This is a genomic window from Prochlorococcus marinus str. MIT 0918 (assembly GCF_027359415.1).
GTDB classification, from domain to species: Bacteria; Cyanobacteriota; Cyanobacteriia; order PCC-6307; family Cyanobiaceae; genus Prochlorococcus_E; species Prochlorococcus_E marinus_C.
In genome coordinates this window covers 1,096,160-1,113,631 of sequence record NZ_CP114780.1, presented here as the reverse complement: position 1 = coordinate 1,113,631, position 17,472 = coordinate 1,096,160, and the positions used below count along the sequence as shown (strand labels likewise).

The following is a 17,472-nucleotide window of genomic DNA, read 5'->3' as shown; positions in this document are numbered from 1 at the left end:
AAGGTCCTTCATGATGTCATGATGGTTCTATAGCTATATGTGACTAAGGTGCCCGAAGAGCCTTGTCAATGTGATGACTGCCTCAGGTTCTATAGAGAACATGATCGATTGGTTCGCGAATATCCGACCCTTGGTCAACAGCAAGAGTTGAATTGGGCAGCTTTGCAATCTTTTAGAACTTTGTCTGGCAAAGTGTTGGAGGTTTTACAGAAACAATACGGTTCCAAAGATAATGAAGATAATCCTTTAGAAAATTTAGATGAAAAGGAAGCAGAAGATTTGCAACAAGCACTAGTTGAACTGGAAAATATTAATGCACATCTTTTTTCTATTGAAGTATTAATGGAAAAAATATTTGATGTGAAAGTGCCAGAAAATATAGAGGATAAATTTAAGGAGATGGCTGGTGAATTAGCCCCGGATCCATTAAATCCAGATCGATTAAGATTAAATCGTTTATTGCATCAGACGCCAGATTTACCGGATAAAAATTCTAATCTTACTTAGTTAATTAAGATTACAAGTTATTTCTACATTTAATGGATTTACTTTCCAAATTGATTGACAATACTCTCTGATTGATCTGTCTGATGAAAAATAACCAGATCTAGCAGTATTAAGAAGAGCCATTCGATTCCATTCTTTAGGATTGTGCCAAGCCTTATTTACATCATCTTGAGCCCGAAGGTAATCAGTAAAGTCTGCCATTACAAAAAATGGATCATTTCCACTAAGGCTATTAATTAATGGTAGGAAAAGTTCACTGTCACCATTACTAAAATGTCCTAATTCAATTAATCTCATTGCTTCAGATAATTCTTGACAATTTTCTATATATTTTTTAGGCGAATAACCATTTTCTCTAAGTTTCATTATTTCATTTTCTGTATGACCAAACAAAAAGAAATTTTCTAAGCCAACTTGATCTCTAATTTCTACATTTGCCCCATCAAGTGTACCAATTGTAAGTGCACCATTCATTGCAAACTTCATATTTCCTGTCCCTGAAGCTTCTTTTCCTGCTGTAGATATTTGTTCCGATAAGTCAGTTGCAGGATATACTTGCTCGCCAAGCTTTACATTATAATCAGGAAGAAATACCACTCTTAGTTGACCATCCATATCTGGATCAGCATTGACAACATCAGCAATACCGTTAATGAATCTGATCATTAATTTTGCCATGAAATATCCAGGTGCTGCTTTACCCCCAAAGATTACAGTTCTGGGAGCAATATTTTTAGCCGTGCCATTTTTTATACGGAGGTATTGTGCAATTATTTGCAATGCATTTAAGTGTTGACGTTTATATTGATGGATCCTTTTTACTTGGACATCAAACAGGCTTGATGGGTCCACTAGTACACCAGTTTGCCGATGAATATATCCAGCCAGTTTTCGTTTCCCTGAAAGTTTTGTTTGGGAAAATAACTCAAGAAATTCAGTATCATTTTCCTTCTCTTCAAGTTTTTTTAGTAATTCCATATTGGTAATCCAATCTTTTCCTACTTCTTTATCAAGTAGTGAGGAAAGTTCTGGATTAGATAACCCTACCCATCTTCTTGGAGTTACACCATTAGTTATATTTGTAAATTTTTCAGGCCATAATTCTGAGAATTCAGGCATTAATTGTCTTTTTATTAGATCAGAATGTAATGCAGCAACACCATTAACATGATGTGCTCCAATTGTTGCTAAATGAGCCATCCTTATTGCTTTACCACCTTCTTCATCAATTATTGATAGTTTTCTTAAAATCGCATCATTCCCTGGGTAACGTAGGCGAACTTTTTGTAAAAACCTTCTGTTTATTTCGTATATTAGTTCTAGGTGCCTTGGTAAAAGACTTTTAAATAAATTTAAGTCCCATTTTTCCAGTGCTTCTGGTAATAAAGTGTGATTGGTATAAGCAACTGAATTGATAGTTATATTCCAAGCATTTTCCCATTCCAAATGATAAATATCAATTAGTAATCGTAGTAACTCAGCAACTGCAATGGCAGGGTGTGTATCGTTTAATTGGACTGTCCAATGTTCTGAGAAATCTTCAACATTAATTCCTCTTTTATCAAGGCTCCTCAACATATCCTGTAGAGAACAACTAACAAAAAAGTGCTGTTGTTTTAGTCTTAAGCGCCTACCTTCATCTGTTCCATCATTTGGATATAGAACTTTGGATAATGTTTCGGAAGCTACTTTTTCTTCAACAGCTCCATAATAGTCACCGATATTAAATGCATAAAAATCAAAGCTTTCAGTCGCATCTGCTCGCCAGAGACGGAGGCGATCACAATTATTTACCCTATATCCAAGTATTGGAACATCATGAGGCACTCCAATGGCATGTTCAGAAGGAATCCATCTAGAGCGATAATTCCCTTTGTCATCCATATAATTTTCTGTACGTCCTCCAAATCCTACGAAGCAGGATTCATCGGGTTGGGGCAATTCCCAAGGCCAACCACCTTTTAGCCATTTATCTGTAACCTCAACTTGCCAACCATCACGAATTAATTGATTAAAAATACCAAATTCATAACGAATTCCGTATCCAATTGCTGGCACTTGCAAGCTTGCAAGGGATTCCATATAACAGGCTGCAAGTCTTCCTAATCCACCATTACCTAGGCCTGGTTCTTCCTCTACTTCTAAAATATGGCTTAATGATTCTATGCCAAATCTTTTTACTGCTTCTTCTGCTTCGTTTGTTATTCCAAGATTCAGTAAATTATTATTGAGTTGAGGCCCTATTAAGAATTCCGCCGAAAAATATGCAACAGTTTTTTGTGGCTTTGCTCTTATAGCTTCTTGAGAAGCAAGATATCTTGTCATTAATCTGTCTCTGACGGCATAGCTCAATGCCATATAAAGATCTCTGAGACTTGCTGTAGTTGCTAGTTTTCCAAGGGTAAAGAATAGATGCTCGGTCATTCCATCGAAGACTGCATCTGCATCAATACCTGCTTTTATTGGGTCTGCATAGCACCCTGGAGTGGGCAGACGCAGATCTTGAGGCTGTGAACTGCTCATATAAGGTGTCTTTTATATTGACGGACATTAGCCAAAACTTTTGGTTTGATATCTTCAGTACCTTCAGATCAACACTTGCTTTTAAATTTTTTATTAAGGAATGGTTTTAAACTTGGTCATCTAATAATTTATGCTTTTTAAAAATAATTGAATATTTTTATGATGTTTTGTTCACCAGTAATTGCTGTATTAAGTACTCACGATATTGAAGTTGCAGAAACCTTGATTGGAGTTATTAGATTTCTTTTGATTTTTGTAGCCGCAAGAGCTTTAGCAGAAGTCTTAGTGAGACTGAGTTTGCCGACTATTGTAGGAGAGCTTTTGGCTGGGGTTTTGATCGGGGCTTCTGGCCTGCATTTATTGATTCCCCCTACTGCCCATGTCGCTTTGAATCAATCCTTGGTTAATGTCATTAGTTCTTTGGCATCTATACCAAAAGAAGCAGTACCTGATTTATATTTTGAGACGTTTCCTTCGTTGCAAGCAGTTGCAACACTTGGTTTATATGCATTGCTATTTTTAACAGGATTAGAAAGTGAATTAGAAGAATTAGTTGCTGTTGGAGCTCAAGCTTTCACTGTCGCAATGGCAGGAGTGATTTTGCCTTTTGCTTTTGGCACTGTTGGACTGATGTTTATCTTTCATGTTGATTTGATTCCAGCTATTTTTGCAGGTGCTTCAATGACGGCTACCAGTATTGGTATTACGGCAAGTGTATTTGGTGAACTAGGTTATCTCAAAACGAGAGAAGGGCAGATAGTTATCGGAGCAGCTGTTTTAGATGACATTCTTGGCATTGTTATTCTTGCTGTTGTAGTTGCCTTGGCGACAGGTGGATCCTTAGAAATAGCTCCTATTGTCAAATTGGTTTTAGCAGCAACTGTTTTTGTAATTGCTGCCATAGCATTAAGCAGAACAGCAGCACCAGCTTTTGATTGGCTATTAGAGCGACTTAAAGCTCCTGGTGCAGTAGTAGTAGCTTCGTTTGTAATTCTTGTCTTAAGTTGTTTTGTTGCCACAGCTATTGGGTTAGAAGCAGCTCTTGGTGCTTTTGCAGCTGGCTTAATATTGAGTAGTTCCAAAAATAATCATGCTATTCAGCAGTCTGTTCTCCCTTTAGTTTCTTTATTTGCAACAATTTTCTTTGTTTTGGTTGGTGCTGGAATGGATCTTTCAGTAATCAATCCTTTAGATCCAGCGAGTCGTTCAGCTTTAGTTGTTGCAGGATTCCTTTTAGTTGTAGCAATTATTGGAAAGATAGCCTCAGGATGGTCTTTTGTTATTGATAAGCCTACTAATCGTTTAGTTGTTGGATTAGGGATGATGCCTAGAGGAGAAGTGGGTTTGATTTTTTTAGGCCTGGGAACTAGTGCAGGATTGCTAACACCTTCCTTAGAAGCGGCAATTTTGCTGATGGTAATTGGTACTACTTTTCTTGCTCCAGTTCTTCTAAGAATTGTGCTGAAAGATAAAAAACCTGGAGGGGGTAATTCAATTCCTGATGATGTGGCGGCTGATCCGGTTGGGCTTATTTAGAATTTCTTATTACCTTAAAGAAGATATTTCTTTGACTAAGAGCAAATGAACATAAATAATAAACAAACAATTGATACACCCTGAACATCTATTCACCCTAGATCGTTCTTCTTTAAACCTAACTTTTGATGTCTGCTTTAGCTGCTAAACCAAATGCTCCTTGGAGCCATTTAGGTCACAACGTTTATTCAGTAAGTAGCAATTCTATTGATGTATCTAACAACATAATCTCCAAGCAAAACCCAGTTGTCTTACTTGTGCATGGTTTTGGAGCTTCAACAGATCATTGGAGGTATAACATTCCTGAACTTGCTAAAAGTCATGAGGTACATGCTATTGATTTACTTGGCTTTGGCCGTAGCGCTAAGCCCTCAGAATTAGATTATGGTGGTGAGCTTTGGAAAGAACAAATAGTTGCATATGTTCAAGAGCGTATTCAGAAACCAACTGTCATTATTGGCAATTCATTAGGCGGCTATGCAGCTCTTGCTGCTGGAGCCTCCTTAGCATCTCAATCAGCTGGAGTAGTTTTACTTAATGCCGCTGGATATTTTAGTGATGAGAACTTTGTTGCCGAATCACAAGATTTGGGCACTAAAATTAGGCAGGAGATTGGTAAGGGGATTTCTCGAGATTTTTTATTTAAAGGTTTAATTTATCCATTAATGCAGAGATTGATTTTTGAGAATTTGCGTAGACCAGGTGTTATTCGAAATACATTAAAACAAGTTTATATTGATCCAACTAATGTAGATGATTATTTAATTGAGTCGATTAGACGACCTTCCTTAGACCCAGGAGCTTTTCAAGTTTTTCGTAAAGTATTTCAGGCACGAGGTCTTAAAGGTAAACCGATAGATGAATTGTTTAAGGATTTGCAATCACCACTTTTGTTGTTGTGGGGTAGCAGTGACCCTTGGTTGAGAAATGCAAAAGCAAAACAAGAAAAATTCCGCCTATTTGCTCAAAAGGCTTCTTTAGAAGTTACAGAGGTGCTTTTAAATGCAGGACATTGTCCTCATGATGAAGTTCCAGATAGGGTTAATTCAGAAGTATTGAGTTGGCTGCAAAAATATAATTAAATTATATGTGCCTAACATTAGCTAAAAAATATTTACCGTATCAACATTGGGAAATTAGAAATGTAGAAACTGATGATAGTTTAAAAATTGTTCCAGATCGTGGGGGCTTGATTACTAGTTGGATTTGTAATGATAGAGAAATGTTGTATTTTGATGAGCCTCGCTTTAAAGATGCTTCAAAGAGTGTTAGAGGAGGGATACCTATTCTTTTCCCTATATGTGGAGATTTACCAGGAGATAAATATAATTTAAAAAATAAGGAGTATTATATTAAACAGCATGGTTTTGCAAGAGATTCTTGTTGGCAAATAAATCTAACTGATACTAAAAAATCAATTATTCTCCAATTAAATCAAAATAAGTCTACACTTATTTCCTATCCATTCGAATTTAATTTAGAAATGGAAATTAGCTTAATTAAGAATTCATTACAAGTACTTACGAGAGTAAAAAATAATAGCAAGATTATCATGCCATTTTCCTTTGGATTGCATCCTTATTTTTTAGTTAAAGATCTTTCTAAGGTAATTATAAAAGGTTTGCATGGACAATGTATTAATCATCAAGATATGAGTTCTAGTAACACTAATTCTCAGTTGAATAACCTTTCAAAAGGAGTAGACTTTATTTCTGATTCAATTGGCTCTACTACTACTACTCTTGTTGATAATGCTAATAATATATCTATAGAATTAAAAGCAGAGGATCCGTTCAATTTTGTTGTAATTTGGACTGATCCTCCTAGGGATATGATTTGTTTAGAGCCATGGACTAGCCCAAGAAATTCTTTCATTAATGGTAATAAAATTGTCTTGCTTTCTCCTGGGGAAATAAAAAGGATTAAATGTTCTTTTTTAATTAATTAATATTTTATATACAAAATAATGAAAAATTATCGTCTGTTAGATTTATATGAGGAGATAGTTGCTATTGTTGGCAAGAAGAAAATATTAACAGATGAAAAGCGAACTCATTTTTATAGAACTGGAATAAGATTTGGTAATGGTCAAGCTTGTATGGTTGTATTACCTGAGAACTTGGTACAGTTTTGGAAAGTCCTAGTAGCCTGTATATCTTTTCAAAAAATAATCATAGTTCAAGCTGCTAATACAGGTTTGACTGGTGGTTCTACTCCATGTGGAGATGATTACGATCGAGATGTAATTATTATCAATACCTTGAAGATCAATCAGTTAATTATTATTAATAATGGATCTCAAACTATTTCTTTTCCAGGTACTACTTTATATCAATTAGAGGAAAAATTATTACCTTTAGGGAGAGGCCCTCATTCTAAGATTGGATCTTCTTGTATAGGAGCATCAGTGGTTGGTGGGGTATGTAATAATTCTGGAGGAAATCTAGTTAACCGTGGCCCTGCTTATACAGAACTATCGTTATTTGCAAGGTTAAATCAACGTGGCCAGTTGGAGTTAATAAATCACTTGGGTATTGATTTAGGAAATTCTCCTGAAGAGATTTTGCGAAATCTTGAATCAATTAATTTTAATAATCATCATGTTGAAAGTTCTGACAAGATAGCTTCTGATATAGAGTATAAAACCCGTGTAAGAGATGTTAATTCAGATTCTCCTGCAAGATTCAATGCAGATTCCCGTCGACTATATGAGGCTAGTGGGTGTGCTGGTAAGATAGCTGTTTTTGCAGTTAGACTTGATACTTTCCCACTTCCAAAACAAGAACAGGTTTTTTTTGTAGGTACAAATAGCCCAGATAATTTTAATGATTTACGTCATAAAATTCTTTTAGGACATGATTATTTGCCTGATATGGGTGAATACATGCATAGAAGTTATTTTGATGGTGCAGATAAATACTGTAAGGATAACTTCCTATTTATTAAGTATTTTGGAACTAAATTTTTACCAAAAGTACTTTACTTTAAAAGATTAATTGATGAATTTACAAATCAATTTAATTTTTTACCAAAGTATTTAACTGATAAATTTTTGCAATTTTTTGCTAGTAAGCTTCCTGATCATATCCCGAATAGAATTCGATCTTACCGAAATAGGTTTGAACATTATATGTTATTTCTATCTAGTGATCAATCTATAGAGTTAATGGAAAAACTTTTAATTGATGAAACTTTTGAGAAAGAAGATTATGAATATATAAAATGTACAAAAAGAGAAGGGGATGATGCCCTTTTGCATCGTTATGTGGCAGGATCAGCCCCATCTAGGTATAAAAAAATTCATTCTTCCAAATCAGGTGAACTTCTTGCTTTGGATGTTGCTTTGCCTAGGAATTGCAAATCATGGTATGAAATATTACCTCAAGAAATACTTTCTCAAATGGCAGAGACTTTTCAAATGGGACATTTCTTATGTATGGTTTTCCATTGGGATTTTGTTTTGAAGGATGGTGCTGATATTATTTTAATTAAGGAAAAGATATTTTCTATTTTAGATCAAAATAATGCCAAATATCCAGCAGAACATAATGTTGGACATTTATATAAGGCAGAAAATGATCTAGATAGATTCTATCGTAAACTTGATCCAACTAATACTTTTAACTCTGGGATTGGTCAAACTTCGAAGAAAAAAAACTATGAATAGTTGTATATCAGTGGAATGATTGTTTAGAGTAAAGATCTATTGCGAGAAAATTCTTATTCTTCAATTACTTTATAAATCCAGATACTTCATATCTTAGAATATATACATAGATATAAAATGAACAGTCTTTTTCATATGTTAGTTAATGTTTCTTCTCCAAATGTAGTAAATATAAGTGACCTTCGGGTATTAGCTAAGGCGAGGCTTCCACGAATGGTGTTTGATTATATAGATAGTGGTGCCGATAGAGAGCAAACACTATCAGAGAATTGCACTGCATTTAATAAAATTTTATTTAGGCCTCGTTGTGCTGTAGCAACTCCCTCATGCGATCTCACTACTTCAGTTATCAATCAAGAATTTCAATTGCCTTTTTTGCTTGCTCCTGTAGGAAGTAGTCGTTTATTCTTCCCTCAAGGAGAAGTTGTTGCGGCTAAAGAAGCGGGTATTGCAGGTACAGGATATACGCTTTCTACTTTATCTGGATGTCGATTAGAAGATGTTAAGCAAGCAACTAATTATCCTGCCTGGTATCAATTGTATTTACTTGGCGGAAGAGATGTTGCCTTGAAAACAATCGAAAGAGCTAAGCGAGCAGGTTTTTCAGCAATAGTTGTAACGATAGATACTCCTGTCTCAGGCTTGCGAGAGCGCGATTTACGTAATGGTACAAAAGAATTGCTATCAAGAAATCCAATAAAGATGTGGCCATACCTTTCTCAAATACTAATTAAGCCTTGTTGGATGACTCAATGGTTGGGCGATGGAGGCTTAATGAGTTTCCCTAATGTTGAACTTGATGATGGCCCAATGGGTTATACAGAAATTGGACCTGCTTTAGAAGCATCAGTTGTCACTTGGGATGATCTTCAATGGATTAGAGAAGCATGGGGAGGAAAAATAGTTGTAAAGGGTGTCCATATTGGTGATGATGCAAAAAAAGCTGTTGACTTAGGTGTAGATGCTCTTGTGGTTTCTAATCATGGTGCACGACAGTTAGATAGTGTAGCTCCTACTATTCAAGTTTTACCTGAGATAGTACAAGCTGTTAATGCTCAGGTAGATGTGTTATTAGATGGTGGAATTAGACGAGGAAGTGATGTTGTAAAAGCTTTATGTCTAGGGGCTAAGGGAGTATTAATTGGTAGAGCTTATGCTTATGGATTGGGAGCTGCGGGGGGTGCAGGAGTGGCGAGAGCAATTGAAATTATTAAAACAGATGTTTTGCGCACAATGAAACTATTAGGGTGTGATTCTGTGAAGAAGTTGGATAGTTCTTATGTTAGTATTCCTAGTGATTGGCAGTAGTTATTTGTTAGACATTTGTTGAAAATGGCCTCATAGTTTATTGATGAAGATTGTTATATTCGATGATGACCCTACAGGTTCTCAAACAGTTTACGGTTGTAATCTGCTCTTTCAATGGGATCAAAACACCCTGAAAGAGGAACTTAAAAACCCTTCTCAATTATTATTCTTACTCACAAATACCAGATCATTACCTTCTAATCTTGTCGAGAAGAGAGTTAGACATGTTTGTAGACAATTAAAGCAGGTAATTAATAAGAGTAGTATTAACTGGGAAGATATTATTTTTGTTAGCAGGGGAGATTCTACATTGAGAGGTTATGGAGTACTAGAACCGAAATTAATTAATGAAGAATTAGGTCCTTTTGATGCAACTTTTCATGTACCTGCATTTTTTGAAGGTGGTAGAAACACTATTGACGGAACACACTTTTTAAATGGAATACCAGTGCACCAAACAGCCTATGCTAAGGATAGATTGTTTGGATATTCAACAAGCAAATTAGCTGATTGGTTACAGGAAAAAAGTAATGGACAGATTAAAGCAAGTAGTGTTTCTTTAATTGGAATTCAACAGTTAGAAAATGCTAGCAAAAGCAAAGAAGGAATGAACACTTTAATTGATTACTTATTACAATTATCTGGGAATAAATTTGTTGTTGTTGATGCAACAAGCTCTGATCATTTAGATTCATTTTCATTTGCAATTAAATCTTTATTAAAACGAAAACGATTTCTCTTCCGCTCTGCCGCAAGTTTAATTAATTCGCTGTCATGTATTCACTCTAAATATAATCCAATAAATGATTTTTCTAGATTGAGTTTGAAAGATAAATCAGGTATAAGTTTTCCTGGGCTTGTTGTTGTTGGTTCGCATGTAAAACTAGCTGATGATCAGTTAAGTTGTTTATTAGCTCAAGAATCTTGTTTAGGACTAGAATTAAATGTTTCTAAACTTCTTAAGATACTAAATAGAGATATGCAGGAAGAAATTTCTATTTTAGAGTTAAATTATGTTCAAGAAATTAGAGATATTTTAGCTTTAAATAAAACCCCAGTTTTGTATACAAGTAGAGGAGAGATCTCTTTTGAGACTAATATAAAAAGAATGGAATTTGGAATTATCTTAGCAAGATTAATGGCTCGCTTAGCATGTAAATTTTCAGATAAGATTGGATATATTATAAGTAAAGGTGGTATTACTACGCATATTCTTTTATCAGAGGGTTTGAAATTGAAATCCGTATGCTTAAAAGGACAAATTTTGCCTGGTTTATCAGTAGTTTGTTCAAATGATAATGATAAAGAACAGTTACCTGTTATTACTTTTCCAGGTAATTTGGGAGATAGAACAACTCTTGTTCAAGTATGGAAAATGATGGAAATGCGTTAATTTAATAAAAAACTTCTTTTAGAATCTTTCAATTATGGCATTCGAAAATTCGCTACACTTCAACGATTTAACTGGAGGGTCCAGAAGCCTTGCGAGATCATAAGTTACTTTTTTATCTAGAATAGATTGCCTTAATCCTTTCGTAATTAATTCAGCCGCTTCTTGCCAACCTAGATATTCGAGCATCATTACACCACTTAAAATTAATGAGCCAGGATTGATACGGTCTAAACCTGCATGCTTTGGAGCAGTTCCATGAGTCGCTTCAAATATTGCAGCTTTATCTCCAATGTTTGCTCCTGGAGCCATCCCTAAACCTCCAACAATTGCAGCTGCAGCATCTGAAATATAGTCTCCATTTAAATTTAGTGTTGCCAGGATAGAATACTCATGAGGCCTTGTTTGAATTTGTTGAAAAATACTATCTGCAATTCTGTCATCTATTAGAACCATCTTTTTCCAATTACCGTTGCCATGAGTTTGTTGAATTTTATTGATTACTAATTGCACTTCTTTACAAATAATCTCTTTTTTTTCAATAGTTAAAGCAGAAAATCCAGGGTCAATCATTTTTGCATTATTTTCAATATTTAATTCAGGATTATTTTCTATATTTTGAAGAATCCAACTTTCTCTTTCAGTAATACAATTCTGACGAAATTCAGTAGTTGCTAATTCATATCCCCAGTCACGAAATGCACCTTCTGTGAATTTCATAATATTACCTTTATGCACTAATGTTACATGTCGTTTTTTTTCATTAAGTTTCAAGGCGTGCTGTATTGCTTTTCTAATATGTCTTTGACTTCCCTTTTTACTTACAGGCTTAATACCAATGCCAGAGCCTTCTGGTATTTTACGGTTTTTGATTGATGAACTGGAGGGTATAATTTTTTGATTCAGATTTTCTATCAAATTGATTCCAATAGGATCATTTGCTTCCCATTCAATTCCGATATAAATATCTTCAGTATTTTCTCTATATACAATTACATCAAGGTCTTCAGGATGTTTATGAGGACTGGGTGTCCCTTGGTAGTAACGGCATGGACGAACACAACTATATAAATCAAATATTTGCCTTAAAGCAACATTTAAAGATCTAATACCACCCCCTACAGGTGTTGTTAATGGACCTTTTATTGCAACACCATATTCACTTATTGCCTCAATGGTGTCATTTGGTAGATATTGGTAGGCCCCATATAATTCGCAAGCTTCGTCCCCTGCAAAAATTTTTAACCATTCTATTTTTTTTTGTTCTCCATAGGCTTTTTTGACTGCTTGATCAATAACTTTTTGTGTTGCAGGCCAAATATCTACCCCAGTTCCATCGCCTCTTATAAATGGAATAATTGGATTGTTAGGAACAATAGGGAGACCATTTATAAATTGGATTTTCTCACCTTTATTTGGTACCGAGATTTTTTCAAATTTACTCATTGCCTTTGACTTTGAATCTATGCACTATCTATAGAGAATATGACTTTTTTGCTCGTCTTTGACAAAGTTTGCATTTCAGAACGGATATTAATAGTTGCAATTGATACGTGCAATTTAGCGATTGGCATGTCATCTTCAGTTCTAATTAGGGACTTTTTACTTGAATGCTGCGGACAAGGTAACCACTTTGGGTTGTGCACAAGCTCTTGCTTCTGTAGGAGGGCTTGTGAAGAATTACTTCCCTTCTGCTTCTATTAACTTCAGTCCTTGGAGGGATGATCCTTATACCAAATTTTGGTTTGAAGAGGATAGCCTGGACTTTGCATTATATTTCCCTGGATGGAGCCCTCCTCTTCAATGCAGGAGTCTTTTGATACAACTAAAAGTTGTCAAAGATGAATCATCAGCCTTGCCTAAATTGTTAGGTGTAATTATGAGAGGAATGAACTTTGATGGAGAAAAATGGCGTTTAGCAACAGTAGGTGATTGGAAAGCTACTGGATCTCATTTGCCAGAATCTTTTGTTATGTCACAGTTGCATTCAATATGCCGTGAATTATTTATTCTTTTTCCTTTAGATTGAGTTTAAATAATTCTCCCTCTAATTTTTTCTTTCAAAAGCTCATTAGAGTAAAGAAGTTCTTTTCATCAATTCTCTTGCAAGTTTCCCAATGACAGTAGCTCTTGCATCACAACTTAGAGAGGGGACAAAAAAGTCTCATACGATGGCAGAGAATACTGGCTTTGTAAGTTGTTTTTTAAAAGGTGTAGTCGATAAGGCTACGTATAGAGAGTTGATTGCAGATTTGTATTTTGTTTATTCTGCAATGGAAGATGAAATAAGTCGGCTTTCTAAGGAGGGTCACCCTGTTATTTCTTTAATTGGTTTTAAGGAACTTAATCGACGTGAAACGCTTGAACAAGATTTAGCCTTTTATTTTGGGCAAGACTGGTTAAATGTATTTAAGGTTTCTTCTTCTGCTAAGGCTTATGGCGAAAGGATAAGGTTTATAGCCAATACACAGCCTGAATTATTAATAGGCCATCATTACACTAGATACATAGGGGATCTGTCAGGAGGTCAAATTCTCCGTAGAATTGCTCAAAAAGCTATGAACATAACTGGTGAAAATGGTTTAAAATTTTATGATTTTGATCAAATAAATGATCAAAAAGAATTTAAATTAAAGTATAGTCAGACTCTTAATTTGTTACCAATAGATCAAGAAACAGCTGATTTAATTGTTGAAGAAGCTAATCTTGCTTTTAAGTATAATATGGATATGTTTCAGGAGCTTGAAGGTAGTCTTATTGCAGCGATTGGTAAGTTATTATTTTCTTTTTTCACACAAAAGTCACGTCGAGGAAGTACGGAAAGTGTTTGAATTTTGTTATGATTATAATTTTTATGTTTGAAATTTAAATGAAGGATTTTGCATTAACTCTTTATTACCTTTGGAAGCAATATTATACAGTAGGTAGATTATAATGTTTGATCAACTTTTGAAACAGCTTGATAAAAGTATTCTTTTACATGGTGGTAAATCAGTTGATGTGCCAAATGGTTTCGAAGAATGTTTTTCTAAAAGAAAAGAAGCAGTTATAAGAAGTTGGCTTTGGGATGTTCCTGGATTTAGAAGATGGAGAGTTACCAGAATGGATGCAGGTGAAAAATTGCAGGTTCTAAATTCAGTGGCTTATCCAGAGTATATAAATGATCAACCAATTCTCGGTATGGATTTGCTTTGGTTTGGGGTAAAACAAAAGTTAGTAGCAGTATTAGATTTTCAACCTTTAGTTCAAAATGATAAATATTTTTTGAGATATTTACAAGGTCTCAAATCTTTAAAAAATGATTTAAAGGAATTTAATCAAAAACATAATATGCATATTTACGATTCAAATAAGTTTTTTTCTCCATGGGTACTTTTATATAGTGGTTGTTCTGATAGCTTGAAAATATCTTTACCAAATACCTTAGACCTTTTTTTAGAAATGTATTGGAATATAAATACAAATATAGTTGAGAATTATATTCCACTTAGTTCTACAGAAGTTGAGTATTGTCATTCTAATTATGATAAATATAATGCAGAAAGAGACCCTGCTCATGGATTATTTAAGAGTTATTTTGGAGAGGAGTGGGCAGACGAATTTGTAAAAAATTTTCTTTTCCCTAAAAGTATTTAGTTTTAAAATAGATGCAAGAAATCCGTGTTAATAGTTTGTCACCATTACATTTACCTCAATGGAGGTGGGCTCCTTTTTTAAGTCATTTGGAACAAGAATTATCTGTACTTGATATAGAACCTTATCCAATCCCCAAAGACTTTTTATATAGAAAAGTTCTAACTGGCACGAAATTAAACCCATTTGAAGTTACTACTTCGACTTGGGCCTCTAAAACAAAAAAGATTAGATTAATTCGAGCAGCTTGTTTGCAAGCAGGCAAAGGGAGTGATATATCTGTTTTTAATTTGCTTATAAACCCTTTTCATCAATATGACTTGCCATTTTTTGGGGCTGATTTTGTAACTTTGCCTAATGGACATTTATTGGCGTTAGATTTGCAACCTGCACTAAAGATGGATGATTTACATACAAGGAATGTATGGCCTCGTTTAATTCCGCTGCATGAACGATGGCAGTCATTACTTCCAGATGGTGGTCCTTTACCGAAAGATGCTGAACCATTTTTCTCGCCTGGTTTTTTATGGACAAGACTACCTTTGGATCAAGAAAGTGATCTAATAATATCTAATATTCTTCAAAGAGCATTTAAAGAATATCTTTCTCTTTATTTGGAATTAATTCAAGAAGCTGAAATTGTATCGGAAGATCGCTCTCGTATTATTTTTAAAGGTCAAAAGTCATATTTTGATTATAGAGCTACTAAGGATCCTGCTAGAAGTATGTTGACACGTTTTTATGGTAAGAAATGGACCGAGGAATATATTCATCAAGTCCTTTTTAAAATATAGAGCATTAAATTCAAATCCAATCTAAATTTATGTAATACTTCTCTTATATGATGCAATAGTTAGTTTAATTTATTCTATTAGAGCAATGAAAAAAAAACTTTTATTTGTTTGTTTAGGAAATATATGCCGTTCCCCAGCAGCAGAAGCAATTTGTTCTTATAAACTGAAAAAATATCAATTAAACAACTATTGTGAAGTTGATTCTGCTGGTACTGGTGCTTGGCATGTCGGGAAAAAATCAGATTCGAGAATGCGATCAGCAGCATTAAGTAGAGGAATTATTATTGAAAGTAGAGCTAGACAAATAACATTAGATGATTTTAATGCCTTTGATTTAATTTTAACTATGGATAATTCAAATTTCGCCGATGTTGAGTCTCTCTCAAGGGAGTTAAAGATGCCTTTTAAAGCAAAGATTCAACCTTTACTTCAATATTCAAACAATACAGATTCTCTGGAAGTTCCAGACCCATATTATGGCGGAGAAAAAGGTTTTGAGGATGTTTTGGACCTTCTTGATGATGCGATTGAACAATTACTTGTAGAGCTTAGAAAGTTTTAGTTGACCATACTTCTTCTGGTATTTCTTCTCTAAACATAGATATTAAGGTCTCTATAACTTCATCAACATTCATTCCATCAGTTTTTAATTCTTGTGCATCCTTAGCTTTAAGCAATGGTGCTATTGCTCTTGTGCTATCAAGTTTATCCCTTTCTTTAATTTGCTCTTCTAAATCTAATAAATTTGGCACTTCAAAACCTTGATTTTTTAAGTCATGAGCTCTTCTTTTTGCTCTTTCTTTAGGACTTGCTGTTAGAAAAACTTTTAACTCGGCATCTGGGAATACTGCTGTTCCAATATCTCTGCCTTCGGCTACAAGGCCTCCTTTTTGGCCTAATTTTTGTTGTTGCTTGGTTAATTTATTTCTGATTTCTTTATTTGCAGCTATTAAAGAAACTTGTGAAGTAATTTTTGGAGAACGAATTTCATGAGTAATATCTTCATTATTTAGCAAAACATGCTGTGCGCCAGATTGAGATAGGTGAATGTCAAGATTTATATTCTCTAGAGCCATTACCAGATCTTTATGGTTTCCAATATCTATGTTTTCTTTCTGGATAAACCATGTAACTGCACGATACATTGCGCCCGTATCTAAATAAATTAAACCTAATTGTTTTGCAAATGCTTTAGTGACTGTGCTTTTGCCTGCTCCTGCTGGCCCATCAATAGCAACAATAGGATTTCTTTTCATTAAAAATGTGTGGTCTATTAATCGCGTGCTTCCTGATTGGATAGCTGCAGCCAATAAGCAAAGCTTACTTTCACGATGATTCACTTTAGTAAGATTTTTGCAATTTACTGTTTCTATATATTCAACTTTTAAATTATTTTGTTCTAAATATGACTTCATCTGGTTGAGGTCAATCGATATATTAGATTTAAAATCTCTAGATGCTTTTGCCATCAATGAAGGTAAAAGCAAGGCGTTTGCTCTTTCTTGTTGACTTAGGTATAAATTGCGAGAACTAAATGGAAGCCCATCTTCCTCTCTAATGGTTGGAATTGATTTGATTTTCACTTCTAAGTCAAGATCAGATATTAATTGGCGTAAAACTAATAGTTGTTGCCAATCTTTTTCACCTAGAAAAAGCATTTTTGGCTTTATAAGTTTTAAAAGTCTTAGTACTACTGTTGCGACTCCATCAAAATGATTCTCTCTATAGGCACCACATAATTGTTTGTGTAGCTTTAAAGGTGCTTTTATTGTGAAATGAGATTCTTTTCCTCCTGGAAAAATATCTTCTAAAGATGGAGCCCAAATAATATTTGCTCCAGCCTCATATGCCAATTCACAGTCATGATCAAGATTTCTGGGATATTTGGTAAAGTCTTCGTTAATTCCAAATTGAAGAGGATTAACAAATATACTTAACAATACCTGAGTATTGATTTGTTTCTCAGAATAATTTTTGGCGGATTTAATTAATTCTTGGTGACCTTTGTGTAATCCTCCCATCGTAGGAACGAAGTTAATTCCAAGATTGTTGTCTTTTTGCCAATCTTGTAAATCCTTATTGCTGCGTAAGATGGTTAAGTTCTCCACGATTTA

General features: G+C 34.5%; 15 protein-coding genes. 12 read left to right on the top strand and 3 right to left on the bottom strand.

The window, feature by feature from the left end; all coding sequences use genetic code 11:
* The first annotated feature begins 48 nt into the window (after positions 1–48).
* Entirely contained in the window at positions 49–507 is a 459-nt protein-coding gene (locus tag O5636_RS06160; RefSeq protein ID WP_269623538.1) for a hypothetical protein, read from the top strand.
* On the opposite strand, the gene O5636_RS06155 is transcribed toward O5636_RS06160, so the two are convergent.
* Positions 508–3,030: a glycogen/starch/alpha-glucan phosphorylase gene (locus tag O5636_RS06155; RefSeq protein WP_269621938.1), complete on the bottom strand. Its 2,523-nt coding sequence runs from the start codon at positions 3,028–3,030 to the stop codon at positions 508–510. It lies immediately after the preceding gene.
* A 162-nt stretch (positions 3,031–3,192) separates the two neighbouring features.
* Between O5636_RS06155 and O5636_RS06150 the strand changes: the two genes are divergently transcribed.
* The 6 genes from O5636_RS06150 to O5636_RS06125 all read left to right on the top strand — a co-directional run bounded on the left by O5636_RS06150 (position 3,193) and on the right by O5636_RS06125 (position 10,934).
* The gene (locus tag O5636_RS06150; RefSeq protein WP_269623537.1) at positions 3,193–4,566 is read left to right on the top strand and encodes a cation:proton antiporter; all 1,374 of its coding nucleotides are present in this window, start codon (positions 3,193–3,195) and stop codon (positions 4,564–4,566) included.
* Positions 4,567–4,694: 128 nt separating this feature from the next.
* The gene (locus O5636_RS06145; protein ID WP_269621937.1) at positions 4,695–5,648 is read left to right on the top strand and encodes an alpha/beta fold hydrolase; all 954 of its coding nucleotides are present in this window, start codon (positions 4,695–4,697) and stop codon (positions 5,646–5,648) included.
* Positions 5,649–5,653: 5 nt separating this feature from the next.
* Positions 5,654–6,514, top strand: coding sequence for a galactose mutarotase (locus tag O5636_RS06140; RefSeq protein WP_269621936.1), 861 nt, complete (start codon positions 5,654–5,656; stop codon positions 6,512–6,514).
* 18 nt (positions 6,515–6,532) lie between these two features.
* Positions 6,533–8,233: a D-lactate dehydrogenase gene (gene dld / locus O5636_RS06135; RefSeq protein ID WP_269621935.1), complete on the top strand. Its 1,701-nt coding sequence runs from the start codon at positions 6,533–6,535 to the stop codon at positions 8,231–8,233.
* Positions 8,234–8,350: 117 nt separating this feature from the next.
* The gene (locus O5636_RS06130) at positions 8,351–9,541 is read left to right on the top strand and encodes an alpha-hydroxy acid oxidase (RefSeq protein WP_269621934.1); all 1,191 of its coding nucleotides are present in this window, start codon (positions 8,351–8,353) and stop codon (positions 9,539–9,541) included.
* A gap of 43 nt (positions 9,542–9,584) precedes the next feature.
* The gene (locus tag O5636_RS06125; RefSeq protein ID WP_269621933.1) at positions 9,585–10,934 is read left to right on the top strand and encodes a four-carbon acid sugar kinase family protein; all 1,350 of its coding nucleotides are present in this window, start codon (positions 9,585–9,587) and stop codon (positions 10,932–10,934) included.
* Positions 10,935–10,952: 18 nt separating this feature from the next.
* On the opposite strand, the gene O5636_RS06120 is transcribed toward O5636_RS06125, so the two are convergent.
* Positions 10,953–12,377 (bottom strand): NADP-dependent isocitrate dehydrogenase, encoded by a 1,425-nt coding sequence (locus O5636_RS06120; protein ID WP_269621932.1) that lies wholly within the window; start codon positions 12,375–12,377, stop codon positions 10,953–10,955.
* Positions 12,378–12,537: 160 nt separating this feature from the next.
* Between O5636_RS06120 and O5636_RS06115 the strand changes: the two genes are divergently transcribed.
* From O5636_RS06115 to O5636_RS06095, 5 genes are all read left to right on the top strand, one after another.
* The gene (locus tag O5636_RS06115; RefSeq protein ID WP_269621931.1) at positions 12,538–12,960 is read left to right on the top strand and encodes a hypothetical protein; all 423 of its coding nucleotides are present in this window, start codon (positions 12,538–12,540) and stop codon (positions 12,958–12,960) included.
* Positions 12,961–13,048: 88 nt separating this feature from the next.
* On the top strand, positions 13,049–13,762 hold the full coding sequence (locus tag O5636_RS06110) for a heme oxygenase (biliverdin-producing) (RefSeq protein WP_269621930.1): 714 nt from the start codon (positions 13,049–13,051) through the stop codon (positions 13,760–13,762).
* Between the two features lie 103 nt (positions 13,763–13,865).
* Entirely contained in the window at positions 13,866–14,567 is a 702-nt protein-coding gene (locus tag O5636_RS06105) for a 15,16-dihydrobiliverdin:ferredoxin oxidoreductase (protein ID WP_269621929.1), read from the top strand.
* Between the two features lie 11 nt (positions 14,568–14,578).
* Complete coding sequence (locus tag O5636_RS06100) at positions 14,579–15,358, top strand: phycoerythrobilin:ferredoxin oxidoreductase (RefSeq protein WP_269621928.1); 780 nt, start codon at positions 14,579–14,581, stop codon at positions 15,356–15,358.
* A gap of 85 nt (positions 15,359–15,443) precedes the next feature.
* Positions 15,444–15,920 (top strand): low molecular weight protein-tyrosine-phosphatase, encoded by a 477-nt coding sequence (locus tag O5636_RS06095; protein ID WP_269621927.1) that lies wholly within the window; start codon positions 15,444–15,446, stop codon positions 15,918–15,920.
* On the opposite strand, the gene O5636_RS06090 is transcribed toward O5636_RS06095, so the two are convergent.
* Positions 15,907–17,466 (bottom strand): bifunctional pantoate--beta-alanine ligase/(d)CMP kinase, encoded by a 1,560-nt coding sequence (locus O5636_RS06090; protein ID WP_269621926.1) that lies wholly within the window; start codon positions 17,464–17,466, stop codon positions 15,907–15,909. The two genes, O5636_RS06095 and O5636_RS06090, sit on opposite strands and share 14 nt — an antisense overlap.
* Positions 17,467–17,472 lie beyond the last annotated feature (6 nt).